A 25,175-nucleotide genomic window follows, 5' to 3' on the forward strand; every position below is an offset into this window, starting at 1 on the left:
GAGAATCATGGGGAACGGGGCGCTCGACGGTGCGGTGATCGCGGTGGCCGGCGCGGGAGGACCCGCGGGACGTGCGGCACTGCTCAGGCTGGCCGAGGCGGGAGCGACGGTCGTCGGCTCGGACAACGATCCGCAGCGGCTGGCGGAAGCGGTCGACGCGGCGCGCTACGCGCACGGCGGCGCCACCGTCACCGGTGACACGGTCGACCTGCTGGACCTGGACTCCACCCGCGAGTGGGCCGCCCGCACCGAGAAGGAGTTCGGCCGCGTCGACGGTCTGGTCCACCTCGTCGGCGGCTGGCGCGGCAGCGAGACCTTCACCAAGACCAGCCTCGACGACTGGGACTTCCTGGAGCTGCTCCTGGTGCGCACCGTGCAGCACACCAGCCTCGCCTTCCACGAGGCGCTCCAGCGCAGCGACCGCGGCCGCTACGTCCTGATCAGCGCCGCCGGCGCCACCAGGCCCACCGCGGGCAACGCCGCGTACGCGGCCGGCAAGGCCGCCGCCGAGGCGTGGACGCTGGCCATGGCCGACTACTTCCGCAAGGCCGGGGGTGAGCAGGGGCCGACGTCGGCGGCTGCGATCCTGGTCGTGAAGGCGTTGGTGCACGACGCGATGCGCGCCGACCGCCCCAACGCGAAGTTCGCGGGCTTCACGGACGTCAAGGACCTCGCCGAGGCCGTCGCCGGCGTCTGGGACAAGCCCGCCGCGGAAGTGAACGGAAACCGTCTGTGGCTGACCGAGAAGCCGTGAACCCACCGAGGACCGACGCGCGTCGTCATCACGACCCGGACGTCCGCGGTTTCGCCAGCGACAACTACGCCGGGGCCCACCCCGAGGTGCTCGCCGCCCTGGCCGTGGCCAACGGCGGGCACCAGGTCGCCTACGGCGAGGACGCGTACACCGAGAACCTCCAGCAGCTGATCCGCAGTCACTTCGGACCGACGGCCGAGGCGTTCCCGGTGTTCAACGGCACCGGAGCCAACGTGGTGGCGCTCCAGGCGGTCACCGACCGCTGGGGCGCGGTGATCTGCGCCGACAGCGCCCACATCAACGTGGACGAGGGCGGCGCCCCGGAGCGGGTCGGGGGCATCAAGCTGCTCACCGTGCCCACCCCGGACGGCAAGCTCACCCCCGAGCTGATCGACCGGGAGGCGTACGGCTGGGACGACGAGCACCGCGCCATGCCGCAGGTCGTCTCCATAGCCCAGGCCACCGAACTGGGCACCGTCTACACGCCGGACGAGATCCGCGCCATCTGCGAGCACGCCCACGCGCACGGCATGAAGGTGCACGTCGACGGCTCCCGGCTGGCCAATGCCGCCGCCACGCTGGACGTGCCGCTGCGCACCTTCACCAACGCGGCCGGTGTCGACCTGCTCTCGCTGGGCGGCACCAAGAACGGCGCCCTGTTCGGCGAGGCGGTCGTGGTGCTGGACCCGGACGGCATCCGGCACTTGAAGCACCTGCGGAAGCTGTCCATGCAGCTCGCCTCCAAGATGCGCTTCGTGTCGGTGCAGCTGGAGGCCCTGCTGGCCCGGGACCTGTGGCTGCGCAACGCCCGCCACGCCAACGAGATGGCCCAGCGCCTGGCGGAGGGCGTGCGCGCCGTCCACGGTGTCGAGATCCTCTACCCGGTGCAGGCCAACGCCGTCTTCGCGCGGCTGCCGCACGAGGTGAGCGAGCGCCTGCAGAAGCGCTTCCGCTTCTACTTCTGGGACGAGGCGGCGGGCGACGTGCGGTGGATGTGCGCGTTCGACACCACCGAGGACGACGTGGACACGTTCGTGGCGGCGTTGAAGGAGGAAATGGCCCGCTAGCCGTGCATGCATAGGTATGCGGTTGACCGGAAATACATTGACTGCCGGTCGACCGCATACCTATGCTCCGACGCCATGCAGCTCATCCAGGAAAACCCGGACCTCTCCGCATACTTGGCCGCCGACGAGGCGATCGACCACCATCACCCGCTGGTCCGCGAGACAGCCGCGCGGCTTGCGCGGGGAGCCGGAGACTCGTATGAGTATGCGCGGGTGGCGTTCGACTACGTGCGCGACGCGATCGCGCACTCGCAGGACTCCGGCGACCTCCGGGTCACCTGGCGCGCCTCCGACGTCCTGGAGCGGCGCACCGGCATCTGCTACGCCAAGGCGCACGCGCTGGCCGCGCTGCTGCGCGCCGAGGACATCCCGACCGCACTGTGCTACCAGTACCTCGGTGTGGTCCACGGTCTGGTCGCCGTGCGGTTCCGCGGCGGCTGGCACCGGCAGGATCCGCGGGGCAACAAGCCGGGGGTGGACGCGAGGTTCTCCCTGGAGGGTGAGGAACTGGCCTTCACACCCGACCCGGCGTCGGGGGAGCGGGATCACCCGGTCCTGTACGCGGCGGCGCATCCGACCGTACTGGACGCGCTGCGCTCCGCCCCCGACCGTCCCCACCTCTGGCGGACACTGCCCACCGTCCTCTGACGGGAGCGCGACGGCGTCGGTGGCGGGCGGAGTGACAGCCGCCGGACGAGGCGGGCGGCGGCTGTCGGCGTGACGGGCGGGACGTCAGTGGGTTCCGGACTGGCGGAGCTGTTCCGGGGTGGGGGCCGTGCCCCCGAGGTGCGCCGGCATCCACCACGTGTCGTCCGGCCCGTTCGGCCGCACGGGATAGGCCCGCTGCGCCGCCTCCAGCAACTCCTGCACCCGCTCACGCAGCTGACGGGTGATCGCGCCCGCGTACTTGTCCTTGGAGGCCTCGATCGCCTCACCCACCCGCATGGTGATGGGTGTGTGGCTGCGCTTGAAGTTGCGCGGGTGGCCCTTGGTCCACAGCCGCTGCGTACCCCACACCGCCATCGGGATCAGCGGCACGCCCGCCTCCTGCGCCAGACGCGCCGCACCCGACTTGAAGCTCTTCAGCGTGAACGACTGCGAGATGGTCGCCTCCGGGAAGACGCCCACGATCTCACCCGAGCGCAGCGACCGCAGCGCGTGCTCGTACGCGGCCTCGCCCTGCCCGCGGTCCACCGGGATGTGCTTCATGCCGCGCATCAGCGGACCGGAGACACGGTGCCGGAAGACCGACTCCTTCGCCATGAAGCGGACGAGCCGCTTCTGGGGGAGTGCCGCCAGTCCGTTGAAGACGAAGTCGAGATAGCTGATGTGGTTGCTGACCAGTACGGCGCCGCCCGAGCGCGGGATGTTCTCCGACCCCTGGCAGTCGATCTTGAGGTCCCACACCTTGAAGAGGGTGCGGGCGAAGCCGACGACGGGCCGGTAGACGAGTTCTGCCATGGGCGGGTAGGAACCCTTCCTTCTCTGCCTGGGAAGGAAGCTCCCAGTCGAAAGTTACGGAGCCGTAGGTTTACGGGCTTGTCGCAGATGGTGCCCGAAGAACGGCTGGTGAACCAGTCCTGGTGCCCTTCGCGGGCGAGATTCTCGTCACGTCCACCTGATCGACCTCGGTTTTCGTGTGACGCCGGGGAATGCCGGGGGGCCGGCGGACGCTGGGAAGGGCTGACGGCGGACACATGGCGGGAGAGGGCGAGTGCGGAATCGGGACGACGACGGACGGCCGCGGGCGCACCCGGACGCGGTGGCCGGACTGGGTGTGGAACGGGGGGAGCGCGCCACCCTCGTGCAGTTCTCCAGCGCCTTCTGCGCGCCCTGCCGCGCCACGCGCCGCGTGCTCGGCGAGGTGGCGGCCCTGGTGCCGGGCGTGACCCACGTGGAGATCGACGCCGAGGCCCGCCTGGATCTGGTACGCCGGCTGGGCATCGTCAGGACGCCCACGGTTCTGGTCCTCGACGCGGCCGGCCGGGAGGTCCGGCGCGCGACCGGCCAGCCGCGCAAGGCCGACGTCATCGCGGCGCTCGGAGAGGCGGTGTGAGCGCCGCCGGGGAACGACCGTGAGGCATCTCCCACATCACGGGACCGACTTGACTGTGTATGCCACACGTAGTCAGCCTGGCCCGATGTCCTGGCAACTCCTTGACCCCCCGCGGGTACCCGGCCCCCCGGCGGCCGCCCGCGCCGCGCGCGTGCGCCGACCGGGCCGGTGAGCAGCCGCGAACCCGCTCGTCACCTCTCGCGGAAGGACAGTTTCATGACGGCCATGCCCGGCCTCGGTACCGCCCGGCCCGCCTCGCCCGAGCTGCTGCGCTCCGTCTTCCGCCGGCACGCCGCCGGCGTCGCCGTGATCACCGCGTGCGGTCGCCGCGGCCCGGTCGGCTTCACCGCCACCTCGCTCGCCTCCGTCTCGGCCGAGCCCCCGATGCTGTCCTTCGGGGTCGGTGCGGGAAGCTCCAGCTGGTCCGTGATCGCGACGAGCGACCACGTGGGTGTGCACGTGCTCGGGGAGCACCAGCAGGAACTGGCGGCGACCTTCGCGCGCAGCGGCGCCGACCGCTTCGGCCCGGCCACCGCCTGGCGGGAGGGGCCCGAGGGCGTCCCGGTGCTGGACGACGTACCCGCCTGGATGGTGTGCGAGGTGGTGGCACGGGTGCCCGCCGGGGACCATCGGATCGTGATCGCCGAGGTCCTGCTGGGCGACTCCACGGGCCACGGCCGTCCGCTCCTCTACCACCAGGGGCGTTTCCACGGGCTGCGCGACTGAGCCGGGGGTCCCTCCTGGTCGCGGGCGGTTCGAGTTCCGGTTACGCTGCGTTGCGAAGGTCACAGTTCAAAGCGCTTGCTTAGCGGGAAGGGACTGGGTGTACTGACGAGTAATATTTCGTTCGGAGCGTGGGTCGCCCCGACCGTGATCGCCCGCTTCAGGCGCCTATGCTGCCTGCAGGCAGGCAGCCAGAAATGACGATGCAGTAGGAGAGCCGGCGTGAGCTTGAGGATCGTTGTCACTGTGAAGTACGTGCCCGACGCCACTGGCGACCGGCACTTCGCCGATGACCTGACCGTCGACCGTGACGATGTGGACGGTCTGCTCTCCGAGCTGGACGAGTACGCGGTCGAGCAGGCGCTGCAGATCTCGGAGAACTCCGACGACGACGTGGAGATCACCGTTTTGACGGTGGGCCCGGAGGACGCCAAGGACGCCCTGCGCAAGGCGCTGTCCATGGGTGCCGACAAGGCCATCCACGTCGAGGACGACGACCTGCACGGCACCGACGCCATCGGCACCTCCCTGGTCCTGGCCAAGGCCGTCGAGAAGGCCGGCTACGACCTGGTCATCTCCGGCATGGCCTCCACCGACGGCACCATGGGCGTCGTACCGGCACTGCTCGCGGAGCGCCTGGGCGTGCCGCAGGTGACCCTGCTGTCCGAGGTGTCCGTCGAGGACGGCACCGTCAAGGGCCGCCGTGACGGCGACGCCGCCTCCGAGCGGCTCGAGGCCTCCCTCCCCGCGGTCGTGTCGGTCACCGACCAGTCGGGCGAGGCGCGTTACCCGTCCTTCAAGGGCATCATGGCGGCGAAGAAGAAGCCGGTTCAGTCCTGGGACCTGTCCGACCTCGACATCGACGAGGACGAGGTCGGCCTGGAGAACGCCTACACCACGGTCGACTCCGCGGCCGAGCGTCCGGCCCGCACCGCCGGCACGATCGTCAAGGACGAGGGCGAGGGCGGCAAGCAGCTCGCCGAGTTCCTCGCGAGCCAGAAGTTCATCTGAGCTACGAGGCTCAACTCCCCGCCCCTCATACTTCGCAAGCAGGAGAGAAGAAGTCCCATGGCTGAAGTTCTCGTCTACGTCGACCACGTGGACGGTGCCGTCCGCAAGCCCACCCTGGAGCTGCTGACCCTGGCCCGCCGCATCGGCGAGCCGGTCGCCGTCGCGCTGGGCAACGGCGCCGCGGACACCGCCGCCACCCTCGCCGAGCACGGCGCGGTCAAGGTCCTCACCCACGAGGCCGCCGAGTACGCCGACTACCTGGTCGTGCCGAAGGTGGACGCCCTCCAGGCCGCCCACGAGGCCGTCTCCCCGGCCGCCGTGCTGGTGTCCTCCTCCGCCGAGGGCAAGGAGATCGCCGCCCGTCTGGCGCTGCGCCTGGGCTCCGGCATCATCACCGACGCCGTCGACCTGGAGGCCGGCGACGAGGGTCCGGTGGCCACGCAGTCGGTGTTCGCCGCCTCGTACACCACCAAGTCCCGTGTCTCCAAGGGCACCCCGGTCATCACGGTGAAGCCGAACTCGGCCGGCGTGGAGGCCGCCCCGGCCGCAGGCAGCGTCGAGGCCCTGAGCGTGTCCTTCTCCGCCCAGGCGACCGGCACCAAGGTCACCGGCCGTACGCCGCGCGAGTCGACCGGCCGTCCGGAGCTGACCGAGGCCGCGATCGTGGTCTCCGGTGGCCGCGGTGTCAACGGCGCGGAGAACTTCGCGATCATCGAGGCGCTCGCCGACTCCCTCGGCGCGGCCGTCGGTGCCTCGCGTGCCGCCGTCGACGCCGGCTGGTACCCGCACACCAACCAGGTCGGTCAGACCGGCAAGTCGGTCTCGCCGCAGCTCTACATCGCCTCCGGTATCTCCGGCGCGATCCAGCACCGCGCGGGCATGCAGACCTCGAAGACCATCGTGGCCGTCAACAAGGACGCCGAGGCCCCGATCTTCGACCTGGTCGACTACGGCGTCGTCGGCGACCTGTTCGACGTCGTCCCGCAGCTGACCGAGGAGATCAAGACCCGTAAGGGCTGATCACCCGAGGCCCGGGCCGAGGCCCCCGCGACCGCACCCCCGGTGCGGTCGCGGGGGCCTCGGCGCGTCGCAGGGGCAGCGATGCCCGCACCGGCCGATGATCGCTCGGGAACCGTCCGTCCGCCGCGTCCGCCGCGACTGCCGCGACTGCCGCGACCGTCGCGCGGACGCCCGGCGCACCGTGATGCCCGTCGTGGCCAGGATCCAGCGGCGAGGGCGCCCGGAGCGGGCCGGCTCACGGGGGCGGCGGTGTTGACCGGCCGGAGCGCCGCCCGATACCTTCGTTCAACACATTGTTGATGCCGTTCGCGGAACCGCGGGAGGCTGGGGATGGGTCAGGGCCGGCAGGAGCGGGTGGTGACCAGTCTCGCGGGCGCCGTCACCGAGCGGATCGGCGCCTCCCTCGCGCCGGTCGACGCGGACCTCGAGCGCCGCTACCCCGGAGACCCCGGCACCCGCCAGCCCGTCCACACCGTCTACGTCCCCGGTGACGCCTTCGCCGCCGACACCCCGCGCGCCTGGGGCGACCGGGCCCTCGCCGCCCTGGACGAACACGCCCCCGACGCCGCGTCCCTCGCAGCCGTCCTCGGACTGGACCCCGCGCTGGCCGAGGACGTGTACGGCCGTGTCCGGGCCAAACTGGAACGCGAGCCGGTGGAGGACCTGCGCGTCGACTTCGAGGACGGCTACGGCAACCGCCCGGACGCCGAGGAGGACGAGGCCGCGGCCCGCGCGGCGCGGCTCGTCGCCGAGGCGTACGCGCAGGGTGCCGCCGCCCCGTACACGGGCATCCGCGTGAAGTGCATGGAGGCCGCCGTGCGCGACCGGGGCATCCGTACCCTCGACATCTTCCTCACCGGCCTGATGGACGCCGGCGGCCTGCCCGACGGGCTGGTGCTCACCCTTCCCAAGGTCACCTACCCCGAGCAGGTCGCCGCCATGGCCCGCCTCCTCGGCGCCTTCGAGGAGGCGCGTGGTCTGGAGCCCGGCCGGATCGGCTTCGAGATCCAGATCGAGACCAGCCAGTCCATCCTCGCCGCCGACGGCACCGCGGCCGTCGCCCGCATGATCCAGGCCGCCGGGGGCCGCGCCACCGGCCTGCACTACGGGACCTTCGACTACAGCGCCTGCCTCGGCGTCTCCGCCGCGTACCAGGCGAGCGACCACCCGGCCGCCGACCACGCCAAGGCCGTCATGCAGGTCGCCGCCGCCGGCACCGGTGTACGCGTCTCGGACGGCTCCACCAACGTGCTGCCCGTCGGGCCCACCGAGCGGGTCCACGACGCCTGGCGCCTGCACTACGGCCTCACCCGCCGCGCCCTCGCCCGCGCCTACTACCAGGGCTGGGACATGCATCCCGGTCACCTCCCCACCCGGTACGCGGCCGTCTTCGCCTTCTACCGCGAGGGCTTCGAGCGGGCCGCCACCCGCCTCGCCCGCTACGCCGGCCGGGCCGGCGGTGATGTCCTGGACGAGCCCGCGACCGCCAGGGCCCTCTCCGGGTACCTGCTGCGCGGCCTCGACTGCGGCGCGCTGGACACCGTCGAGGTGGCCCGGACGGCCGGCCTGGCCCGCGCGGACCTGGAGGGCTTCGCCTCGCCCGGGCGGGGCGGCCGCAGGGATCCGGCCGGGTAGCGGCCCGGTCCCCGCCCGTTTGCCTGATCTATCGAATCTCGATAGATTCCCATCGTGGTTCGGGTGAAGGAGGGGCGATGGGACGACTGACCGTGCTCGCGCTGCGCGCCGTGATCGTGGCGCTGCTGGCGGGGTCGCTGGGTGTGCAGGCGGTGATGGTGCCGCTGCTGGCGAGCGACCTCGACGGGCTGGACGCGGAGTACTCCCACCTGCGCGTCCCGCTCCTCGTCATCGTGGTCCTCACCGTGATGACGGCGCAGACCGTCCTGGTCTGCGTCTGGCGGCTGGTGACCATGGCCCGCCGGGGAACGGTCTTCTCCGACGCCGCCTTCCGCTACGTGCACGTCGTCATCGGCGCGTTCGTCGCCGCGGCCCTGCTGGTGTTCGCGCTCGGAGTGCTCCTGGCGCCGGGCGAGGCGGTCGCGCCGGGCGTCGTGCTGCTGGTCGGCGGAGCCGGCCTCGCGGTCCTGGGGATCGCGCTGATCGTCCTCGTCCTGCGGATGCTCCTGGCGCAGGCCGTCGCCCGCGACGTCGAGGCGTCGCGGATGCGGGCCGAACTGGCCGAGGTGATCTGATGCCGATCGCCGTCGACATCGACGTGATGCTGGCCAGGCGGAAGATGTCCGTGGGGGAACTCGCCGAACGCGTCGGGATCACCCCGGCCAACCTGGCCGTGCTCAAGAACGGCCGCGCCAAGGCCGTACGCTTCACGACCCTCGCCGCCCTCTGCGAAGTGCTCGAATGCCAGCCCGGCGACCTGCTGCGCTGGGAGCCCGAGGAGGCGACGGCCCCTCCCCCCGTCCGTTCCGCCTAGGGCCTGTTGCGAAAGTGGATCTTGGTCGTGGATGATCACGCCCTGTGGGACGTGGTGATCTGACGAATGGACAGTGGGCCCGGCTTGAGCCGTTGTTGCCGCAGGGCATCAAGCCGGGCCGTCCGCCGGTGTGGACGCGACGGCAGCTGATAGACGGCATTCGGTGGCGGACCCGTACCGGTGCTCCCTGGCGTGATGTGCCGGAACGCTACGGGCCCTGGGAGGGGGTCTACGACCTGTTCCGGCGCCGGCAGCGCGATGGCACCTGGGCCAGGTTCGTCACTCAGCTCCAAGCTCAGGCGGACGCGAAGGGCCTGATCGCCTGGGACGTGAATATCGACTCCACCGTCTGCCGGGCCCACCGGCACGCCGCCGGGGCCTCGAAAAAGGGGATCTGCAAAAGGAACCGCCCGGCGGCATCGCCGTTGAGCCGGCCGACCATGGTCTCGGACGTTCCCGAGGCGGCCTGACCACCAAGATCCACCTCGCCGTCGAGCAGGGGCAGAAGCCGCTGAGCGTCGTCATCACACCGGCCAGCGGGGTGACCCGCCGCAATCCGAGCCGGTCCTGGAAGCCATCCGGGTACCTCGCCTTGGTCCGGGCAGGCCCCGCAGGCGGCCGGACCGGGTGCGGGCCGACAAAGCGTACGACTCCCGCCGCACCGGGCCTACCTGCGCAGACGCGGGATCAAGGCGACCATCCCGGTCCCCGCCGACCGCGTCCGCAACCGCCAGAAGCTCGGTGCCCGAGGCGGTCGGCCGCCGAAGTTCGACAAAACCGACTACCGCGAGCGGCATGCCGTCGAGTGCGGGATCAACGGCCTCAAGCGCCACCGGGCCGTGGCCACGAGATACGACAAGCTCGCCGTCCGCTACGAGGCGACCGTGTTGGTTGCAGTCCTCAACGAGTGGCTGTGACCAGCACTTTCCCGACAAACCCTAGTCGACCCTGACCACGTACTTGCCCCGCACACCGCCCGCCTCCAGCGCCCGGTGTGCGGCCGCTGTCTCTTTCAGCGGGAAGACCGTGTCCACCGCCGGCCGCAGCTTCCCCTCTGTCACCTGGCGGGCGAGGTCGTCGAAGAGCGCACGTTCGGGGTTGCCGCTGAAGAAGCGCACCCGGCCGCGTCCGTGGACGGCGCTGGCCGCGATGTAGCCCAGCGAGGCGGCAGGCCGCGTCAGGTCGAAGGCGATGGTGACCATGCGTCCGCCCGGCTTCAGCATCCGCCGTACGGTACGCAGGTCGGTGCCCGCCGTGTCGAGGACCACGTCGAACAGTCCCAGTTCCGCAGGGGACACGGTCCGGTGGTCGACGGCGTGGTGGGCACCGAGCGTACGGACGAAGTCGAGGTTGGCAGCGCGGGCCAGGGCCGTGACCTCGGCACCGTACGCCTGTCCCAGCTGGACGGCGGCGTTGCCGACGCCGCCCGCCGCGCCCCGTACAAGCAGCCGTTCGCCGGGGCGCAGTGCGGCCTTGTCGCGGAGGGCCGTGACGGCCGTGGTGGCCACCGGCAGCGCGGCAGCGGCCACGAGGTCCAGTCCGTCCGGGACCCGGCCGAGCCGCTCGGGCCGTACCGTCACGTACTCGGCGGCGCTGCCGAATCCGGAGCTGCGGCCCAGGACGCCCCACACCTGGTCGCCGACCGCTACGCCGGTCGCGCCGGTGCCGAGTGCGGCGATCTCGCCAGTGAAGTCCAGCCCGATGCGCTGCGGGAACTTCCGGCCGGTGACGAGGCGGGCCCGACCGGAACGGGCCGCCAGTTCGCCGCCGTTCACGCTGAACGCGCGCACGCGCACGAGGACCTCGCCGGGTGCCGGTCCGGGACGTGGCACCCGGCCCACATACAGCACCTCGGGGCCGCCGAAGCGGTCGAACAGTACGGCTTTCATCATGCGGTCGTCCATCGTTGCGTTCTCACCTTCGCCACCAGTGGCCGTGCGGGGGATCGTGGCGCCGAGCGTAGGCTGGCAAACGGACGAGATCGTCCATTTGACCGGAGGTGAGAGACAGCGGTGGGGGAATCCTCTCGGATCGCGGGGCAGGACAGTCTGCGGGCGGACGCCCGGCGCAACCGGCGGCGCATCCTTTCGGCTGCCCGCCTGGTCTTCGCCGAGCACGGCATCGACGCGCCCATGGCGACCGTGGCCCGGCGGGCGGGGGTCGGCGTGGCGACGCTGTACCGGCGTTTCCCGACGCGGGACGCCCTGGTGCGGGCCGCGTTCGCGCACCAGATGGACACCTGTGCTCGGACGCTCACCGAGGCGCTGGCCGACCCCGATCCGTGGCAGGGCTTCCAGCGACTGGTCGAGACGGTCTGCGAACTACAACGGGAGGAACGGGGCTTCCCGGCCGCATTCGTCGCGGCCTTTCCGGACAGCACGCGAGAACACGCGCGGGTACGGGAACAGGTCGAGCAGGACTTCATGACCCTGGTCCGCAGGGCTCAGGCGGCGGGCGTGCTGCGGGCCGACTTCCACCCCTCCGACATTGCCGTGGCCTTGTTGTCCCACTGCGGTCTGGTCACCGCATTGCCGGGTGACCGTGCGGCGTCCCGGCGTCTGGTGGCGTACTTGCTCCAGTCGTTCCGCGCCGAGGCGGCCCACGGAGCGCTGCCAGCGCCGAGCGCACTGTCGCTGCGCAGTCTTCCGCTCGCAGCCCACGGCTCCCAGGGACAGCGGTCCTCCGGAACCTGATACGAAGCGGCGCCTGCCGCGAGGCCGTCGTTCGGGCGACCGCGCCACTTTCGCAACAGGCCCTAGGCCGGACGCCGTGCGTGGTGCGGCCACGGGGACGAAGGACACCGCCGGCGTCCGGGGTGACGCCGTCTAGGGCGGTGCCGACGGCGCCCCGGAGTCCGGTCCACCGTGCCGATGGGCGCCCGTGTACCGCTCCAGACCGCAGGACGTCACCATCCTCCGCTGCGCGAACAGCCGGGTGCCCCGCGCGCACAGCTCACGGTCTGCGCGGGCCCGCGCGCTGAACTCCTCCGGCGACGCGCCGAACAACTCCCGCAGTCCCGGCACACGGTCCAACAGGTCGGTGAGCAGCGGACGCTGGCCCGGATGGGCGCGCGGCGCGCCGGTGCCGTCGTGCAGCACGCCGTGGCGGTTGACGTACACGTACGCCCCGGGCAGTGTCGAGCCGTCGGCGAGTGCGATCCGCACACCGGGCGCGGGCAGCCAGACGCGCCGGAAGTTGCCGTCCGGCCGCGGCACCCCCTCGCTCGCGTCGATCACGGCGAGCTGCCGGGCGTCGAGCCAGAGGACGAACAGCTCCCGCACCCGTCCCGGAGCGGCGACCGGCGAGTTGGACACGTATCCCATGCGGCTGACGTGCGCCGAGACACCGATGCCGACGCCCGTCACCCTCGCCCGCACCATCGGCAGCGGCGTGATGATCCCCGACTCGGCCATCTTGTGCCGCAACTGGCCGGGACAGGCGTTGGAACCCACCGCGAGCACCGGCACCCGGTCCTCGAAGACCAGACGCTCCAGCGGTACCAGCCGGTCCCCGTCGAGCGTCCCGGACTCGCGCGGCCACGCCCCCGGATACAGCAGCGGATGCTCGCGCGGGGCCTCGTCCAGGCCCAGCGCCCGCAGGGTGCGGTCCTCCGCCACGCCTGCCGCCCCGCTCAGTGCGCCGGCGGCAGCTCGCCGGAGCCGCGGGTGATCAGCCGGGTGGGCAGCTCGACGCGCTCCGGGGCGAGCAGGGTTCCGTCCAACTGGCGGAACAGCCGCTCGGCGGCGGTCCGGCCGAGGGCCGCCGCGTCCTGGGCGACGACCGTGACGCCCGGCTGGAGCAGGTCGGCGAGCTCGATGTCGTCGAAGCCGACCAGGGCGACCGGGCGGGGGTGCCCGGCCAGCACCCGGATCACGGTGACCGTCACCCGGTTGTTGCCCGTGAAGATCGCGGTGACCGGCTCCGGGCCGGACAGCATCTCCGTGGCCGCCCGGCGCACCCGCTCCGGGTCGGTGACACCCAGCGACATCCAGGAGTCCTCCACCGGTATCCCCGCGTCCTCCATGGCGGTCCGGTACCCGCGCAGCCGCTCGGCCGCCGTGTGGATGCGGGGCATGTCGCCGATGAAGCCGATCCTGCGGTGCCCGTGCGCGATGAGGTGGCCGACGCCGTCGCGGGCGCCCCCGAAGTTGTCCGACACGACGACGTCCGCGTCGATGTGCCCGGCCGGACGGTCCACGAAGACGGTGGCGACACCCGCCTTGATCTCGGGCTCCAGATAGCGGTGGTCGTCGCCGGCCGGGATCACCACGAGCCCGTCCACCCGCCGGGCGCACAGCGCCAGCACCAGCTCCTGCTCACGGTCGGCGTCCTCCGCGCTGGAGCCGTTGATCAGCAGCGCTCCGTGGGCGCGGGCCACCTCCTCCACCGCTCGGCTCAGCGGCCCGTAGAACGGGTCCGCGAGGTCCTCCAGCACCAGGCCGATGCTGGCGGTGCGCCCCTTGCGCAGCACCCGGGCGCTGTCGTTGCGGCGGAAGCCGAGCGCCTCGATCGCCTCCTGGACCCGGCGCTCCGTCTCCGGTGTCACCCCCGGTTCGCCGTTGACCACCCGGGAGACAGTCTTCAGGCCCACTCCGGCGCGGGCGGCCACGTCCTTCATCGTCGGACGGTTGCCGTAACGGGTGCCCGGGAGGCGGCGTTCGGTGCGGCGGGTCGTCTCCGGCACGGTGCGGTGTCCTGTCCTGTCGGCCACGGGGATGCGTGTGCCCATGGGTTGTATGAGGATGTGGCGTCGAGCATAGAGCCTGGACAACGTTGTCAGAGTCGGGAGACACTGTCCGACGCACACTCCGGCCCGCACCTCACCGCTCGATGAGGCCGGGGCCGTGTTCCATGTGTCGCCTTGTGGTCGCGCATGGTCGCTCTCGGCGAGTTTCTGATGCTTTGACGGGGAGATCCGACACTGATGCACACCGACCTCGTGGCCGCGCTCGACATCGGCGGCACCAAGATCGCCGGCGCACTCGTGGACGGCCGGGGCCGGATCCTGGCCCGCGCCCAGCGGCCGACGCCCGCAGGGGAGAACGGCGAGAGCGTCATGAGGGCGGTGGAGGCGGTGCTCGGCGACCTCACCGCCTCCGGGCCGTGGGGGCGCGTGGGCGCCGTGGGCATCGGCAGCGCCGGCCCCGTGGACGCCTCGGCCGGCACGGTGAGCCCCGTGAACGTGCCGGGCTGGCGCGACTACCCGCTCGTCGCGCGGGTCCGGGAGTCGACCGGGGGGCTGCCCGTTGAGCTGATCGGCGACGGCGTGGCCATCACGGCCGCCGAGCACTGGCAGGGCGCCGCGCGCGGCCACGACAACGCGCTGTGCATGGTCGTCTCCACCGGCGTCGGCGGTGGTCTGGTGCTCGGTGGCCGGCTGCATCCCGGACCCACCGGCAACGCCGGCCACATCGGCCACATCAGCGTGGATCTCGACGGGGACCCGTGCCCGTGCGGCTCGCGCGGCTGCGTGGAGCGCATCGCGAGCGGCCCCAACATCGCCCGCCGGGCCCTGGGGAACGGCTGGCGGCCCGGCCCCGACGGCGACACCTCCGCGGCCGCCGTGGCCGCCGCGGCCCGGGCGGGCGATCCGGTGGCCGTGGCGTCCTTCGAGCGGGCGGCGCGGGCCCTGGCCGCCGGAATAGCGGCCACCGCGACGCTCGTCGAGATCGACATCGCCGTGATCGGCGGGGGCGTGGGCAAGGCGGGCGAGATCCTCCTCGCGCCCCTGCGCAGGGCGCTCACCGAGTACGCCACCCTCTCCTTCGTCCAGCGCCTCGTGGTGATGCCGGCCCGGATGGGCACCGACGCGGGGCTGGTGGGCGCGGCCGCGGCGGCGCTGGCCGCCAGGCCGGACGCGGCGGTCGCCGGGGTGTGAGGCGGGGCGGGGTGGCCGGGGGCCGCCGTCCGGCAGGACGGGCGTGACCCGGGGGCGGTGTCCGCAGTTGAGCCGGGTATGAAGAAGCGCAGCATGCTCGCCATCGCCTCCCTCGCCACGGGCTTCGTCGTCGCGGCGGTCACCCCCTCCCACGCCCTCGGTGACACCGCCCTCGGCGGCCTCGACGTCGGGGACACGCTCAGTACCCTCGACCGGACCGTCGGCGAGAACAACACGCTGGAGCTGGACGTCGACCGGGAGGACGGGGCCTGAGGGACCCTTACGGAGCCGCGCGGCACCGGTGCCCCTGACGGAAGGGGCACCGGTGCCGCTGTCTTGCGTTCTTAAGCGGAGCCGGTTTCCGTGGCAGGGTGGAGCGGGCAAGCCACAGGGGGCCAACGGAAGAGGGGGAAACGTGATCGTCTGGATCAACGGCGCGTTCGGTGCGGGGAAGACCACCACCGCGCGTGAACTGATCGAGCTGATCCCGAACAGCACGCTCTTCGACCCCGAGGTCATCGGCGGAGCACTGGAGAAGCTGCTCCCGCCCAAACGCCTCGCCGAGGTCGGCGACTTCCAGGACCTCCCGGTCTGGCGGCGACTGGTGATCGACACCGCGGCCGCGATGCTCGCCGAGCTGGGCGGCACCCTCGTGGTCCCCATGACCCTGCTTCGCCAGGAGTACCGGGACGAGATCTTCGGAGGGCTCGCCGCCCGCCGGATACCGGTCAGTCATGTCCTCCTCGCTCCGGCCGAAACGATCCTGCGGCAGCGCATAGCCGCCCGCGGGATTCCCGCGGACCTTCCCGACGGCGAGATACGGGTCCGCCAGTGGGCATACGATCACATCGAGCCGTACAAGGCGGCCCTCGCCGCCTGGCTCACCGCCGACGCCTACCCGGTCGACAGCGGAGCGCTCAGCCCCTACGACACCGCCCTGCGCATCGCCGAGGCGGTCGGCAGCGGTGAGGCGCCGGCCTGCGACATCGTGCAGACGCCCGAGCCCACCGCCGAGACGGTCGCGGCGGGGGTGCTGCTCTTCGACGAGCAGGACCGGGTGCTGCTCGTCGACCCCACCTACAAGGCGGGCTGGGAGTTTCCGGGCGGAGTCGTCGAACGGGGTGAGGCCCCCGCCCGCGCCGGCATGCGCGAGGTCGCCGAGGAGACCGGGATATACCTCGACGACGTACCGGCGCTCCTCGTCGTCGACTGGGAGCCGCCCGCGCCGCCCGCGTTCGGCGGTCTGCGGCTGCTCTTCGACGGCGGACGCCTCGACTCCGCGGACGCCGGGCGGTTGCTGCTGCCCGGACCGGAACTGCGCGGCTGGCGCTTCGCCTCCGAGGCCGAGGCCGCCGAACTGCTGCCGCCGGTCCGCTACGAGCGGCTGCGCAGGGCACTGCGGGCGCGGGAACGGGGCAGGGCGATGTACCTGGAGGCCGGCGTACCGGTCGGCTGACGCCGGGCCAGGCCGCCCGGGCCCGGTGCGCGGCTCCGTCGTCCGTGCCGGACGTCGGGCCGCCCCGGTCATGACGACAGGTGTCCGGGCTGTCCCCGTGCCTCGAACACCGGTGGCGGGACGCGTACCGCGCCCCGCACCACGGCGGTGCGTCGCCTGCCGTCAGTACGCGCCCGACGCGAGGTTGCGCAGGAACAGCGCCTCCGCGACCGACAGCCGCTCCAACTCGTCGGGGGACACACTCTCGTTCACCGCGTGGATCTGCGCCTCCGGCTCGCTCAGACCGATGAGCAGGATCTCCGCCTTCGGGTAGAGCGAGGCCAGGGTGTTGCACAGCGGGATCGAGCCGCCCTGGCCGGCGTAACTCATCTCCTGTCCCGGGTACGCCACCGCCATCGCGTCGGCCATCGCCCGGTAGGCGGGGCTGGTGGTGTCCGCGCGGAACGCCTGCCCCTGACCGATCTGCTCGGTGCTCACCCGCGCGCCCCACGGCGTGTGCGACTCCAGGTGCGCCCGGAGCAGCCCGGTCGCCTCGGCCGCGTCGACGCCCGGCGGCACCCGCAGGCTGACCAGCGCGCGGGCGCTCGCCTGCACGGACGGCGTGGCGCCGACCACCGGCGGGCAGTCGATGCCGAGCACGGTGACCGCGGGGCGCGCCCAGATGCGGTCGGCGACCGTGCCCGATCCGATCAGCTCCACACCGTCGAGCACCTTGGCGTCCTCGCGGAACTGCTCGTCGCCGTACTGGAGTCCGTCCCACGCGCTGTCGCCGGCCAGCCCGTCCACCGTGGTGGTGCCGTCCTCGGCGCGCAGCGAGTCCAGTACGCGCACGAGTGCGGCCAGCGCGTCCGGCGCGGCCCCGCCGAACTGGCCGGAGTGCAGATTGCCCTCGAGGGTGTCGATCCGCACCCGGACCAGGGTCATGCCGCGGAGCGTGGAGGTGACCGTCGGCAGACCCGCACGGAAGTTGCCCGCGTCGCCGATCACGATGGTGTCGGCCGTCAGCAGGCCGGGGTGCTCCTCCGCGTACCGCTCCAGGCCGCCGGTGCCCTGCTCCTCGGAGCCCTCGACGATCACCTTGACGTGCACGGGGACGCCGCCGTTCGCCTTCAACGCGCGCAGCGCCAGCAGGTGCATGAGGAAACCGCCCTTGCAGTCGGCGGTCCCGCGTCCGTACCAGCGGCCGTCGCGCTCGGTCAGTTCGAAGGGCGGGGTGGTCCAGCCGGACTCGTCCAGCGGCGGCTGCACGTCGTAGTGCGCGTACAGCAGCACCGTCTTCGCGCCCTCGGGTCCCGGCAGGCGGCCGTACACCGACTGCGTGCCGTCCGGGGTGTCCAGCAGCGCCACGTCCTCGAAGCCCTCGGCGGTGAGCGCGCCGGCGATCCAGCGGGCGGCGCCCTCGCTCTCCTCGCGCGGGAACTGACCGAAGTCCGCCACCGACTTGAAGGCCACCAGTTCGGTGAGCTCCTCCTTCGCCCTGGGCATCAGCGAGGCGACGGTCGCGGCGACCGGATTCGACGACATGGGCACGCTCCTTGTGGGTGCGACGTTGTACGTGTGCGAACTTCTTCGTACGAGATGATCGTGCGGTGCGCGTAAGGTCCCGTGTACGGGGCACTTACGCCGCCGATCCTCCCACAGTGGCCACGGACGATCGCCGCCGTAGGATGCGGGAGGACATCAGCGGCAGGCGGCTGAATCGGGAGCAGTAGACCATCGTGAGCAGCGAGAACTCTTCGGCGGACGACGTGCGGCAGGTGTGGGACGTCGTCGTGGTGGGCGCGGGACCCGCGGGGGCCTCGGCCGCCTACGCGGCGGCGGTCGCGGGACGGCGCGTGCTGTTGCTGGAGAAGGCGGAGCTGCCACGCTACAAAACGTGCGGCGGCGGCATCATCGGCCCCTCGCGCGACGCGCTGCCGCCCGGCTTCGAGCTTCCGTTCAAGGACCGGGTGCACGCGGTGACGTTCTCCCACAACGGCCGCTTCAGCCGCACCCGCCGGTCCCGCAGGATGATGTTCGGGCTGATCAACCGGCCCGAGTTCGACCAGCAACTCGTGGAGCACGCGCAGAAGGCGGGCGCCGAGCTGCGCACCGGCGTCGCCGTGCAGCGGGTGGAGCAGCACGGCTCGGCCGTACCGGACCGGCGCACGGTCGCCGTCGTCCTGCAGGGCGGCGAGACGGTGCTGGCGCGGGCCGTGGTCGGCGCGGACGGCAGCGCGGGCCGGATAGGAGCGCACGTCGGGGTCAAACTGGACCAGGTCGACCTGGGCCTGGAGGCGGAGATCCCGGTGCCGGAGACCGTCGCCGAGGACTGGAGGGGGCGGGTGCTCATCGACTGGGGCCCCATGCCCGGCAGTTACGGGTGGGTGTTCCCCAAGGGCGACACGCTGACGGTCGGGGTGATCTCGCGGCGCGGTGAAGGTGCCGCCACGAAGCGGTACTTGGAGGACTTCATCGGCCGGCTCGGTCTCGCCGGCTTCGAACCGAGCATCTCCTCCGGTCACTTGACCCGCTGCCGCACGGAGGACTCGCCGCTGTCGCGGGGCCGGGTACTGGTCTGCGGGGACGCGGCCGGACTGCTGGAGCCGTGGACCCGTGAGGGCATCTCCTTCGCGCTGCGCTCGGGCCGGCTGGCGGGGGAGTGGGCGGTGCGCATCGCCGAGGCCCACGACGCCGTGGACACACGCCGTCAGGCGCTCAACTACGCCTTCGCCGTCAAGGCGGGGCTCGGTGTGGAGATGAGCGTCGGCAAGCGGATGCTGGCGGCGTTCGAGCGGCGTCCCGGGGTCTTCCACGCCGTCCTCACCGGCTTCCGCCCGGCCTGGAAGGCGTTCAAGGACATCACGCAGGGTTCCACCACGCTCGGCGAGCTGGTCCGTACCCACCCGATGGCCCACCGTGCCCTCCTGGCGCTGGACCGGCGTCCCACGGGTGACGAGGTCAGTCCCTGACGGTGATGCGGAAGACCGGGTGGTCGGGTGCGGCCGCGGCGATCTCCTCGTCGGACGACCGGGCGGTGACGCCCTGGAAGTACTGGTTCACCTCCCACCCCCACTTCTCCAGGTAGGTCCGCAGCACAGGGAGCTTCTCCGCGTCGGGAAGCTCCACCGCGGTGAAGGTGCGGACCTTGCGGCCCACGCGCAGTTCCCCGCCGCCCGCGACGCGCATGTTGCGCACCCACTGGGAGTGACCTCGCGCGGAGACCAGGTACTGGCTTCCGCCGTGGGCGTGCGGGTTGACCGGGACGCGCTGCATCCGTCCGCTCTTGCGGCCGCGTACGGACATCTCCGCGCTTCCGGCGATGCTCACCCCGTGCCGGGCCAGCCACCCGACGACGCGGTTGAACCGGATGGCCAGGGGGCTGCCCTTGAGGTAGTAGGGCGCTGACGACGGCATCGGTGACCTCCAGGCCAGAAGTGAGAACGCCGCTCTCTTTTGTGAGCGCTGCTCTCGAACGCGGGCTCCAGTCTGCATGAAGCCCGCACGGCAAAGCAAGAGCACTGCTCTCATTTGTGTGCACTGCTCTACTCACGTGGGACACTCGTCCGCATGAGCAGCACCGCACACGGAGCCCGTGCCCGGGCCAGGATCGAAGTCACCGCGGCCATCAAGGAGGAGGCCCGCAGACAGCTCGCGGCGGAAGGCGCCGCGAAACTCTCGCTGCGCGCCGTCGCCCGCGAACTCGGCATGGCCTCCTCCGCGCTCTACCGCTACTTCCCCAACCGCGACGACCTGCTGACCGCTCTCATCATCGACGCCTACGACTCCGTCGGCGAGGCGGCCGAGGCGGCCCGCGACGCGGCGGCCGACGCCGGGCCGGCCGCGCGCTGGACGGCCGTGTGCGAGGGGGTGCGCCGCTGGGCGCTCGGGCATCCCCACGAGTACGCGCTGATCTACGGGACACCGGTGCCGGGCTACGCCGCACCCGCCACGACCGTCCCGCCCGCCGGCCGTGGCGCGATGGTCTTCATCGGCATCCTCCGCGACGCGCACCGCGGCCCCGGGCTCGCCGTACCCGCGCTGCCCGCCGGACTGGAGCCCGAAGCAGTGCGCATGGCCGCCGACCTCGCCCCCGACCTGCCGCCCGGGGTGGTGGCGACGATGGTGGCCGTCTGGGCCCAGCTGTTCGGGCTGATCGGGTTCGAGCTGTTCGGACAGTTCAACCGGGTGGTCGAGGACCGCGACACCTTCTTCCGGCACGCGGTCGGCCAACTCGCCCGCACGGTGGGGCTGGTGTGAACAGCGGGGGCGTCATGCCGCCCGGGGCGCGGCCGGGAGCTCCGGGCCTCCCACGAAGAGGCCCGGCCGGAGGAACGCCTGCGCGCGGTGCCGCCGTCCCCGCCGGCTCACCGAGCGGGAGCGGAGCACCAGCGGGCCCACGACCGGGCCCGCGGCCGTCCAGTCCTAGGGATCGGGCCGGGTGTGCCCGGGCCGACCCCGCCGCCGGAACGCGACCAGTACGGACGCCGTGCGGACCCCGAACAGGAGCGTCGCGAGCACCGCCCCGCCCCGCAGGAGCCACGTCGCCACGACGTCCGGCAGCCCGAAGAGCAGCGCCGGTCCCGCCACGGCCCCCAGCACGACCGCCGCCGCGAACGCGGCGCTCACCAGCGCGTACCCGATCTCGACGGTGATCGCGTCGCGATCGGCCTGCGTCCGGCGCCCGTGTCCCGTCACCCTCGCCCCCTGACCGAGTCCTCCCGAGTCAACCAGGCGTGCTTCGGACGGGCAAGCAACTCGCCTGCTACGGTGCGCCCATGGCGGCGACACAGGCCGAACAGGCGCTGGTGGAACGGTGGCGGGACGTGCTCGCGCTCCATGCGCGCACCCAGTGCGAGATCGACCGGGCCCTGCACCGGCACGGGTTGTGCGGCAGCGACTTCGAGGTCCTCGACATCCTCGCCCAGGGCGGTGGGCGCGGCGGCAGCTCCTACCGCGTCCAGGAGATCTCCGAGCGCGTCCATCTGACGCAGAGCGCGCTGTCCCGGCTGATCGCGCGGCTGGAGAAGGACGGTCTGCTCGAACGCGGGATGTGCGCGGAGGACCGGCGGGGAGTGCGGGTGTCACTCACGGGGAAGGGGCGGGCGCTGCACGGTGAAGTCCTGCCGTTGCAGCGGGCGGTGCTCGCCCGGATGCTCCCCGAGGACTGACCGGCACGGGCCGGCCGCGTTCACACCACGGCCGACGTCTCCCGCCACAGCGCGGCGAGCCCCGCGTCACCCGACGGTGCGGGCAGCGGCCGCCGGTTCCACAACGCCAGATACAACTGGTCTGCCGGACCGGACAGTTCGCACTCCGCGTCTCCCTGCGAGCCGCGCGTGGTCACGGGCGGCTCCTGGGACAGGCGTACGGTCCACACCGCGTCCGCGTCGGTGGCGCGCACCCGCAGGACACGGGGCCCGTGGGTGCGCACCCGGCTCTTGCGGCGGGAGTGGAAACCGCACAGCAGCTCGTCGACGCCGTCCACCGCGAAGTCCGTGGCGACCGGGGACGGGAAGCCGCCGGCCGCTTCCGCGTCGAAGCGGTGGACGGTCGTCTCGTGCGCCTGGCGGCGGGCCCAGAACGCGAGCGCGGAGGGCGAACCGGCCAGGAAGGTGAAGCACTCCACGTCGGGCGCGGCGCCGGCCAGGGTGTCCACGAGACGGCGTGTCCTTCCCTGTACCAGGACACCAGCCCGGCGCCGTCCAGCCCGGGGTGCTCACCCGTCGGGCGGGGGGCGAGATGCCCGTCGGCGACGAAGGCGGCCGCCCAGCGGTGCACCACGCCGGTGTGCCCGAGAAGATCCCGTATCTCCCACCCCGGGCAGGTCGGAACGGAGGCGCCCGGGCCCGCCTCCTCCGCGGCATCAGCCAGCAACCGGCCCTCTTTCTCGAGGATTTCGACGAACGAGGCAGTGTCCATGGGCGCGATTCTGCCGCACCCCCGCCTGCCGCGGTCCTACGGCAGCGGGGTCCCGCCCGTCGCGTTGACGATCTCGGCGGTGATGTACGAGGCCTCCTGGGAGGCGAGGAACACATACGCCGGGGCCATCTCGGACGGCTGGGCCGGCCGGCCGATGGGCGCCTGCTTGCCGAACTCCTTCGTGTCCGGCAGCGTCGCCGGGATCAGCGGCGTCCACACCGGGCCCGGCGCCACGGCGTTCACCCGGATGCCCCGCTCGATCAGCATCTGCGCCAGCCCTTGGGTGAACGTGACGATGGCACCCTTGGTGGTCGCGTAGTCCAGCAGGTGCGGGCTCGGCTTGTAGGCCTGCACGGAGGCCGAGTTGATGATGCTGCCGCCCTCCCGCATGTGCGGCAGGGCCATCTTGCACAGCCAGAACATGCCGTACAGATTGGTCCGCAGCACGCGGTCGAACTGCTCGGTGGAGATCGCCTCGATGCCGTCGGGCTGCGACATCTGGTACGCCGCGTTGTTCACCAGGATGTCGATCCGGCCGAACTCCGACACCGTGCGCTCGATCAGCGCCCGGCAGTTCTCCTCGTCCCGCACGTCGCACGCGACGGGCACGGCGCGCCGGCCGGCCTCCTCCACCCAGCGCGCGGTCTCGGCGGCGTCGTCCTTCTCGCTGTCCAGGTGGGTGAAGGCCACGTCGGCGCCCTCACGGGCGAAGGCGAGGGCGACCGCCCGCCCGATGCCCGAGTCCCCGCCGGTGATCAGGGCCTTGCGGCCCGTGAGCCGGCCGCTGCCCCGGTAGGTGTCCTCACCGTGGTCCGGCGGCGGATCCATCGGGCCGGTCCAGCCGGGGTGCGGCTGGTCCTGGGACGGGAAGTCGGGCGTCGGGTGCTGCTCCACGGGGTTCTGCTGCTCGGTCACGGTCTCTCCCAAGAGCGTCGAGGTCGGTCGCGCTGTCGGCGTCCGCCGTCGAGGACGGCGGACGCCGCTGCCCGGGTACCCCGGCACCGGCCGTCCGATCCGGCAGCCGGGCACACCACCCGCACGGCCGCCTGGAGCGGCCGGGAACCCGGGGAGTCAGTCCGCCTGCACCGTGCGGGTCGCGAACCCGATCAGGGTCGCCACGGCGGCCAGCACCGCCACGCTGGTCAGCGCCGCCGGCAGGCTGAACCAGTCCGCCATGAAGCCGATCGCGGGCGGACCGAGCAGCATCCCGCCGTAGCCGAGGGTGGAGGCGGTCGCCACCCCGCCGGGGCCCGCCAGCGCGCCCGCCCGTTCGATGGCCACCGGGAAGAGGTTGGCGAGGCCCAGACCGGTGACCGCGTAGCCGAACAGGGCCACCGGCAGGGACGGCGCGAGTGCGCCGAGCAGCATGCCGGCCGCCGCGGTGGAGCCGCCCGCCAGGATCGTACGGGTCCGGCCCAGCCGCTCCAGCAGCGTCGTACCGGTGAGCCGCCCGATCGTCATGGCGAGCGCGAAGAGGGTGTACCCGACGGCCGCCGCGCCCGGTGAGGCGCTCAGGTCCTCCTCGAGGTGCAGCGCCCCCCAGTCGGCCAGCGCCCCCTCGCCGTACGCCGTGCACAGGGCGATGAGACCGAAGACGGTCACCAGCGCCCGGGTGCGCCGGTCCAGCCGGCGCGGGGTCCGCCGTGCGGACCGTCCGGAGTCCGCCGGGGTGAGCGGCTCGCACCGCATCAGCGCGCGCCCCGCGACCGCCGTCACCAGCAGCCCGACGGCGGCGAGTCCCCACAGGTGCCGGGTCGGCGACAGGGAGCCGGCGACCAGCGCGCCCAGCCCTGCGCCGATCATGCCGCCCAGACTGAACGCGGCGTGGAAGCTGGGCATGACGGGGCGCCGCAGCGCGGCCACCAGATCGACGGCGGCACTGTTGAAGGAGACGTTGATCCCGCCGTAGGCCGCGCCGAAGAGCAGGAGCACGGCGCCGAGCGCGGCCGCGGAATGAGTCAGTGGGGGCAGTGCGACGCTGAGGCAGAGCAGGACCGCGCAGACGACGGTGACGAGGTGACTGCCGTACCGGCGGCACAGCCGGCCGGTGAGCGTCATGGTGACGACGGCGCCGGCGGACAGGCCCAGCAGTGCGAGGCCCAGCGCGCTCGAGGAGGCGCCGGTCTGTTCCTTGATGGCGGGGATGCGCACGACCCAGCCGGCGAAGACGAAGCCGTCGAGGGCGAAGAAGGCGGTCAGGGCGAGACGGAGTCGGACGAGGTCGGTACCCGGCACCACACTGTGCGAACGGGTTTTGTTTATGAGCGGCACAAAGTCAGGCTAGGGGGCGGCCGGGTCCGCGGCAAGGGCCCCGAACGGGTGCCCCGGAGGTGCCGTCGGGCGGGGGCGTTAACCCGTGTGAACGTCCCGGATGGTGGGACCGCGCGGCATGACCCAGCGTGGATCATGCCGGAGGTCGGGACATCCGTGCTGACGAGGAGTCAGCTGCCCGAACTCCCGCGGAAGGACTGAACGATGCGCTCTGCCCGCATGGTGCTTGCCGCCGCGACGGCCACGGCGGCCCTCGCCCTCGCCGCGCCCGCGGCCTACGCAGACCAAAGCGGTGGCGAAGGCCACGACACCTCTTCCTACAGCAAGGAGCACGACAAGGAGGGCAAGCACGACAAGGAGAGCACGTACGACAAGGAGAGCAAGCACGAGAAGCCGTACGGCGGCATGAAGACCGGCGGCGGAGCGCTGGCGGCCGTGGGCGAGGACGACTGGGGCACCGCCAAGGAAGGCGAGTACGACAAGGAGAGCAAGCACGACAAGGAGAGCAAGCACGAGAAGCCGTACGGCGGCATGAAGACCGGCGGCGGAGCGCTGGCGGCCGTGGGCGAGGACGACTGGGGCACCGCCA

General features: G+C 72.4%; 27 protein-coding genes and 3 pseudogenes. 19 read left to right on the forward strand and 11 right to left on the reverse strand.

All coding sequences use genetic code 11. The features are described from left to right. The first annotated feature begins 7 nt into the window (after window positions 1–7). The 3 genes from ACZ6A9_RS18540 (at window position 8) to ACZ6A9_RS18550 (ending at window position 2,469) form a co-directional block, all read left to right on the forward strand. On the forward strand, window positions 8–754 hold the full coding sequence (locus ACZ6A9_RS18540) for an SDR family NAD(P)-dependent oxidoreductase (protein ID WP_468986544.1): 747 nt from the start codon (window positions 8–10) through the stop codon (window positions 752–754). Continuing rightward, window positions 751–1,821, forward strand: coding sequence for a threonine aldolase family protein (locus ACZ6A9_RS18545; RefSeq protein WP_468986547.1), 1,071 nt, complete (start codon window positions 751–753; stop codon window positions 1,819–1,821). The genes ACZ6A9_RS18540 and ACZ6A9_RS18545 overlap by 4 nt, the downstream gene beginning before the upstream one ends. 75 nt (window positions 1,822–1,896) lie before the next feature. Beyond that, entirely contained in the window at window positions 1,897–2,469 is a 573-nt protein-coding gene (locus tag ACZ6A9_RS18550) for a transglutaminase domain-containing protein (protein WP_468986549.1), read from the forward strand. Between the two features lie 84 nt (window positions 2,470–2,553). On the opposite strand, the gene ACZ6A9_RS18555 is transcribed toward ACZ6A9_RS18550, so the two are convergent. Further along, window positions 2,554–3,282, reverse strand: a complete 729-nt coding sequence (locus ACZ6A9_RS18555; RefSeq protein WP_468986553.1) for a lysophospholipid acyltransferase family protein — start codon at window positions 3,280–3,282, stop codon at window positions 2,554–2,556. Window positions 3,283–3,535: 253 nt separating this feature from the next. Here ACZ6A9_RS18555 and ACZ6A9_RS18560 point away from each other — a divergent pair, with 253 nt between their 5' ends. From ACZ6A9_RS18560 to ACZ6A9_RS18595, 8 genes and pseudogenes are all read left to right on the forward strand, one after another. Then, window positions 3,536–3,877 carry a thioredoxin family protein gene (locus ACZ6A9_RS18560; protein WP_468986556.1) on the forward strand — a complete coding sequence of 114 codons (342 nt, stop codon included), beginning with the start codon at window positions 3,536–3,538 and terminating at the stop codon, window positions 3,875–3,877. 216 nt (window positions 3,878–4,093) lie between these two features. Beyond that, complete coding sequence (locus tag ACZ6A9_RS18565; protein ID WP_468986558.1) at window positions 4,094–4,603, forward strand: flavin reductase family protein; 510 nt, start codon at window positions 4,094–4,096, stop codon at window positions 4,601–4,603. 219 nt (window positions 4,604–4,822) lie between these two features. Next, window positions 4,823–5,611 carry an electron transfer flavoprotein subunit beta/FixA family protein gene (locus tag ACZ6A9_RS18570; RefSeq protein ID WP_190096737.1) on the forward strand — a complete coding sequence of 263 codons (789 nt, stop codon included), beginning with the start codon at window positions 4,823–4,825 and terminating at the stop codon, window positions 5,609–5,611. A 57-nt stretch (window positions 5,612–5,668) separates the two neighbouring features. Beyond that, window positions 5,669–6,631 (forward strand): electron transfer flavoprotein subunit alpha/FixB family protein, encoded by a 963-nt coding sequence (locus ACZ6A9_RS18575; protein ID WP_468986563.1) that lies wholly within the window; start codon window positions 5,669–5,671, stop codon window positions 6,629–6,631. A 330-nt stretch (window positions 6,632–6,961) separates the two neighbouring features. Continuing rightward, window positions 6,962–8,266, forward strand: coding sequence for a DUF6986 family protein (locus ACZ6A9_RS18580; protein ID WP_468986566.1), 1,305 nt, complete (start codon window positions 6,962–6,964; stop codon window positions 8,264–8,266). Between the two features lie 77 nt (window positions 8,267–8,343). Beyond that, complete coding sequence (locus ACZ6A9_RS18585) at window positions 8,344–8,841, forward strand: DUF2975 domain-containing protein (protein ID WP_468986569.1); 498 nt, start codon at window positions 8,344–8,346, stop codon at window positions 8,839–8,841. After that, on the forward strand, window positions 8,841–9,080 hold the full coding sequence (locus ACZ6A9_RS18590) for a helix-turn-helix domain-containing protein (protein WP_468986572.1): 240 nt from the start codon (window positions 8,841–8,843) through the stop codon (window positions 9,078–9,080). Before ACZ6A9_RS18585 ends, ACZ6A9_RS18590 begins: the two co-directional genes overlap by 1 nt. Before the next feature lie 44 nt (window positions 9,081–9,124). Continuing rightward, a pseudogene (locus ACZ6A9_RS18595) lies at window positions 9,125–9,997 on the forward strand (IS5 family transposase). 21 nt (window positions 9,998–10,018) lie between these two features. Here the strand turns inward: ACZ6A9_RS18595 and ACZ6A9_RS18600 are convergent. Next, on the reverse strand, window positions 10,019–10,984 hold the full coding sequence (locus tag ACZ6A9_RS18600) for an NAD(P)-dependent alcohol dehydrogenase (protein WP_468986574.1): 966 nt from the start codon (window positions 10,982–10,984) through the stop codon (window positions 10,019–10,021). A 108-nt stretch (window positions 10,985–11,092) separates the two neighbouring features. Between ACZ6A9_RS18600 and ACZ6A9_RS18605 the strand changes: the two genes are divergently transcribed. Then, window positions 11,093–11,773, forward strand: coding sequence for a TetR/AcrR family transcriptional regulator (locus ACZ6A9_RS18605; protein ID WP_468986576.1), 681 nt, complete (start codon window positions 11,093–11,095; stop codon window positions 11,771–11,773). 132 nt (window positions 11,774–11,905) lie between these two features. Here the strand turns inward: ACZ6A9_RS18605 and ACZ6A9_RS18610 are convergent, their stop codons facing one another. Together ACZ6A9_RS18610 and ACZ6A9_RS18615 are read right to left on the reverse strand one after the other, a co-directional pair. Continuing rightward, window positions 11,906–12,697, reverse strand: coding sequence for a hypothetical protein (locus tag ACZ6A9_RS18610; protein WP_468986578.1), 792 nt, complete (start codon window positions 12,695–12,697; stop codon window positions 11,906–11,908). Window positions 12,698–12,711: 14 nt separating this feature from the next. Continuing rightward, window positions 12,712–13,809 carry a LacI family DNA-binding transcriptional regulator gene (locus ACZ6A9_RS18615; RefSeq protein WP_468986581.1) on the reverse strand — a complete coding sequence of 366 codons (1,098 nt, stop codon included), beginning with the start codon at window positions 13,807–13,809 and terminating at the stop codon, window positions 12,712–12,714. Between the two features lie 195 nt (window positions 13,810–14,004). Here ACZ6A9_RS18615 and ACZ6A9_RS18620 point away from each other — a divergent pair, with 195 nt between their 5' ends. The 3 genes from ACZ6A9_RS18620 (at window position 14,005) to ACZ6A9_RS18630 (ending at window position 16,414) form a co-directional block, all read left to right on the forward strand. Continuing rightward, window positions 14,005–14,958 (forward strand): ROK family protein, encoded by a 954-nt coding sequence (locus ACZ6A9_RS18620; protein WP_468986583.1) that lies wholly within the window; start codon window positions 14,005–14,007, stop codon window positions 14,956–14,958. A 78-nt stretch (window positions 14,959–15,036) separates the two neighbouring features. Continuing rightward, window positions 15,037–15,231, forward strand: a complete 195-nt coding sequence (locus tag ACZ6A9_RS18625) for a hypothetical protein (protein ID WP_468986586.1) — start codon at window positions 15,037–15,039, stop codon at window positions 15,229–15,231. A gap of 142 nt (window positions 15,232–15,373) precedes the next feature. After that, window positions 15,374–16,414 (forward strand): NUDIX hydrolase, encoded by a 1,041-nt coding sequence (locus ACZ6A9_RS18630; RefSeq protein WP_468986591.1) that lies wholly within the window; start codon window positions 15,374–15,376, stop codon window positions 16,412–16,414. Window positions 16,415–16,576: 162 nt separating this feature from the next. On the opposite strand, the gene ACZ6A9_RS18635 is transcribed toward ACZ6A9_RS18630, so the two are convergent. Then, on the reverse strand, window positions 16,577–17,938 hold the full coding sequence (locus ACZ6A9_RS18635) for a M20/M25/M40 family metallo-hydrolase (protein ID WP_468986594.1): 1,362 nt from the start codon (window positions 17,936–17,938) through the stop codon (window positions 16,577–16,579). A gap of 194 nt (window positions 17,939–18,132) precedes the next feature. Here ACZ6A9_RS18635 and ACZ6A9_RS18640 point away from each other — a divergent pair, with 194 nt between their 5' ends. Beyond that, window positions 18,133–19,365 (forward strand): geranylgeranyl reductase family protein, encoded by a 1,233-nt coding sequence (locus ACZ6A9_RS18640; protein ID WP_468986596.1) that lies wholly within the window; start codon window positions 18,133–18,135, stop codon window positions 19,363–19,365. Here ACZ6A9_RS18640 and ACZ6A9_RS18645 read toward each other — a convergent pair. Then, window positions 19,355–19,810: a nitroreductase family deazaflavin-dependent oxidoreductase gene (locus tag ACZ6A9_RS18645; protein WP_468986600.1), complete on the reverse strand. Its 456-nt coding sequence runs from the start codon at window positions 19,808–19,810 to the stop codon at window positions 19,355–19,357. The two genes, ACZ6A9_RS18640 and ACZ6A9_RS18645, sit on opposite strands and share 11 nt — an antisense overlap. A gap of 153 nt (window positions 19,811–19,963) precedes the next feature. Here ACZ6A9_RS18645 and ACZ6A9_RS18650 point away from each other — a divergent pair, with 153 nt between their 5' ends. Next, on the forward strand, window positions 19,964–20,653 hold the full coding sequence (locus ACZ6A9_RS18650; RefSeq protein ID WP_468986602.1) for a TetR/AcrR family transcriptional regulator: 690 nt from the start codon (window positions 19,964–19,966) through the stop codon (window positions 20,651–20,653). A gap of 165 nt (window positions 20,654–20,818) precedes the next feature. On the opposite strand, the gene ACZ6A9_RS18655 is transcribed toward ACZ6A9_RS18650, so the two are convergent. Further along, a complete protein-coding gene (locus tag ACZ6A9_RS18655) occupies window positions 20,819–21,091 on the reverse strand; it encodes a DUF6332 family protein (protein WP_468986605.1) in 273 nt (90 codons plus the stop codon). Window positions 21,092–21,171: 80 nt separating this feature from the next. Here ACZ6A9_RS18655 and ACZ6A9_RS18660 point away from each other — a divergent pair, with 80 nt between their 5' ends. Next, window positions 21,172–21,564, forward strand: coding sequence for a MarR family winged helix-turn-helix transcriptional regulator (locus ACZ6A9_RS18660; protein WP_468986607.1), 393 nt, complete (start codon window positions 21,172–21,174; stop codon window positions 21,562–21,564). 20 nt (window positions 21,565–21,584) lie between these two features. Here ACZ6A9_RS18660 and ACZ6A9_RS18665 read toward each other — a convergent pair whose 3' ends face one another. From ACZ6A9_RS18665 to ACZ6A9_RS18680, 4 genes and pseudogenes are all read right to left on the reverse strand, one after another. Next, on the reverse strand, window positions 21,585–22,043 hold the full coding sequence (locus ACZ6A9_RS18665) for a maleylpyruvate isomerase family mycothiol-dependent enzyme (protein WP_468987218.1): 459 nt from the start codon (window positions 22,041–22,043) through the stop codon (window positions 21,585–21,587). 2 nt (window positions 22,044–22,045) lie between these two features. Further along, a pseudogene (locus tag ACZ6A9_RS18670) lies at window positions 22,046–22,315 on the reverse strand (maleylpyruvate isomerase N-terminal domain-containing protein); the annotation flags it as partial. A 36-nt stretch (window positions 22,316–22,351) separates the two neighbouring features. Then, window positions 22,352–23,230, reverse strand: coding sequence for an SDR family oxidoreductase (locus tag ACZ6A9_RS18675; RefSeq protein ID WP_468986612.1), 879 nt, complete (start codon window positions 23,228–23,230; stop codon window positions 22,352–22,354). A gap of 156 nt (window positions 23,231–23,386) precedes the next feature. Beyond that, the gene (locus tag ACZ6A9_RS18680; RefSeq protein ID WP_468986617.1) at window positions 23,387–24,550 is read right to left on the reverse strand and encodes an MFS transporter; all 1,164 of its coding nucleotides are present in this window, start codon (window positions 24,548–24,550) and stop codon (window positions 23,387–23,389) included. 240 nt (window positions 24,551–24,790) lie between these two features. Between ACZ6A9_RS18680 and ACZ6A9_RS18685 the strand changes: the two are divergent. Then, window positions 24,791–25,175, forward strand: a pseudogene (locus ACZ6A9_RS18685) (hypothetical protein); the annotation flags it as partial.

This window comes from Streptomyces sp. NPDC041124, assembly GCF_055592385.1.

Bases quoted from the DNA above. Each gene is read 5' to 3' on its own strand.
- ACZ6A9_RS18625 (WP_468986586.1), top strand. From the start codon at position 15,037: ATGAAGAAGCGCAGCATGCTCGCCATCGCCTCCCTCGCCACGGGCTTC.
- ACZ6A9_RS18660 (WP_468986607.1), top strand. From the start codon at position 21,172: ATGGCGGCGACACAGGCCGAACAGGCGCTGGTGGAACGGTGGCGGGAC.
- ACZ6A9_RS18565 (WP_468986558.1), top strand. From the start codon at position 4,094: ATGACGGCCATGCCCGGCCTCGGTACCGCCCGGCCCGCCTCGCCCGAG.
- ACZ6A9_RS18615 (WP_468986581.1), bottom strand. From the start codon at position 13,809: ATGGGCACACGCATCCCCGTGGCCGACAGGACAGGACACCGCACCGTG.
- ACZ6A9_RS18600 (WP_468986574.1), bottom strand. From the start codon at position 10,984: ATGGACGACCGCATGATGAAAGCCGTACTGTTCGACCGCTTCGGCGGC.
- ACZ6A9_RS18555 (WP_468986553.1), bottom strand. From the start codon at position 3,282: ATGGCAGAACTCGTCTACCGGCCCGTCGTCGGCTTCGCCCGCACCCTC.
- ACZ6A9_RS18585 (WP_468986569.1), top strand. From the start codon at position 8,344: ATGGGACGACTGACCGTGCTCGCGCTGCGCGCCGTGATCGTGGCGCTG.
- ACZ6A9_RS18635 (WP_468986594.1), bottom strand. From the start codon at position 17,938: ATGTCGTCGAATCCGGTCGCCGCGACCGTCGCCTCGCTGATGCCCAGG.
- ACZ6A9_RS18590 (WP_468986572.1), top strand. From the start codon at position 8,841: ATGCCGATCGCCGTCGACATCGACGTGATGCTGGCCAGGCGGAAGATG.
- ACZ6A9_RS18645 (WP_468986600.1), bottom strand. From the start codon at position 19,810: ATGCCGTCGTCAGCGCCCTACTACCTCAAGGGCAGCCCCCTGGCCATC.
- ACZ6A9_RS18540 (WP_468986544.1), top strand. From the start codon at position 8: ATGGGGAACGGGGCGCTCGACGGTGCGGTGATCGCGGTGGCCGGCGCG.
- ACZ6A9_RS18580 (WP_468986566.1), top strand. From the start codon at position 6,962: ATGGGTCAGGGCCGGCAGGAGCGGGTGGTGACCAGTCTCGCGGGCGCC.
- ACZ6A9_RS18575 (WP_468986563.1), top strand. From the start codon at position 5,669: ATGGCTGAAGTTCTCGTCTACGTCGACCACGTGGACGGTGCCGTCCGC.
- ACZ6A9_RS18620 (WP_468986583.1), top strand. From the start codon at position 14,005: ATGCACACCGACCTCGTGGCCGCGCTCGACATCGGCGGCACCAAGATC.
- ACZ6A9_RS18650 (WP_468986602.1), top strand. From the start codon at position 19,964: ATGAGCAGCACCGCACACGGAGCCCGTGCCCGGGCCAGGATCGAAGTC.
- ACZ6A9_RS18550 (WP_468986549.1), top strand. From the start codon at position 1,897: ATGCAGCTCATCCAGGAAAACCCGGACCTCTCCGCATACTTGGCCGCC.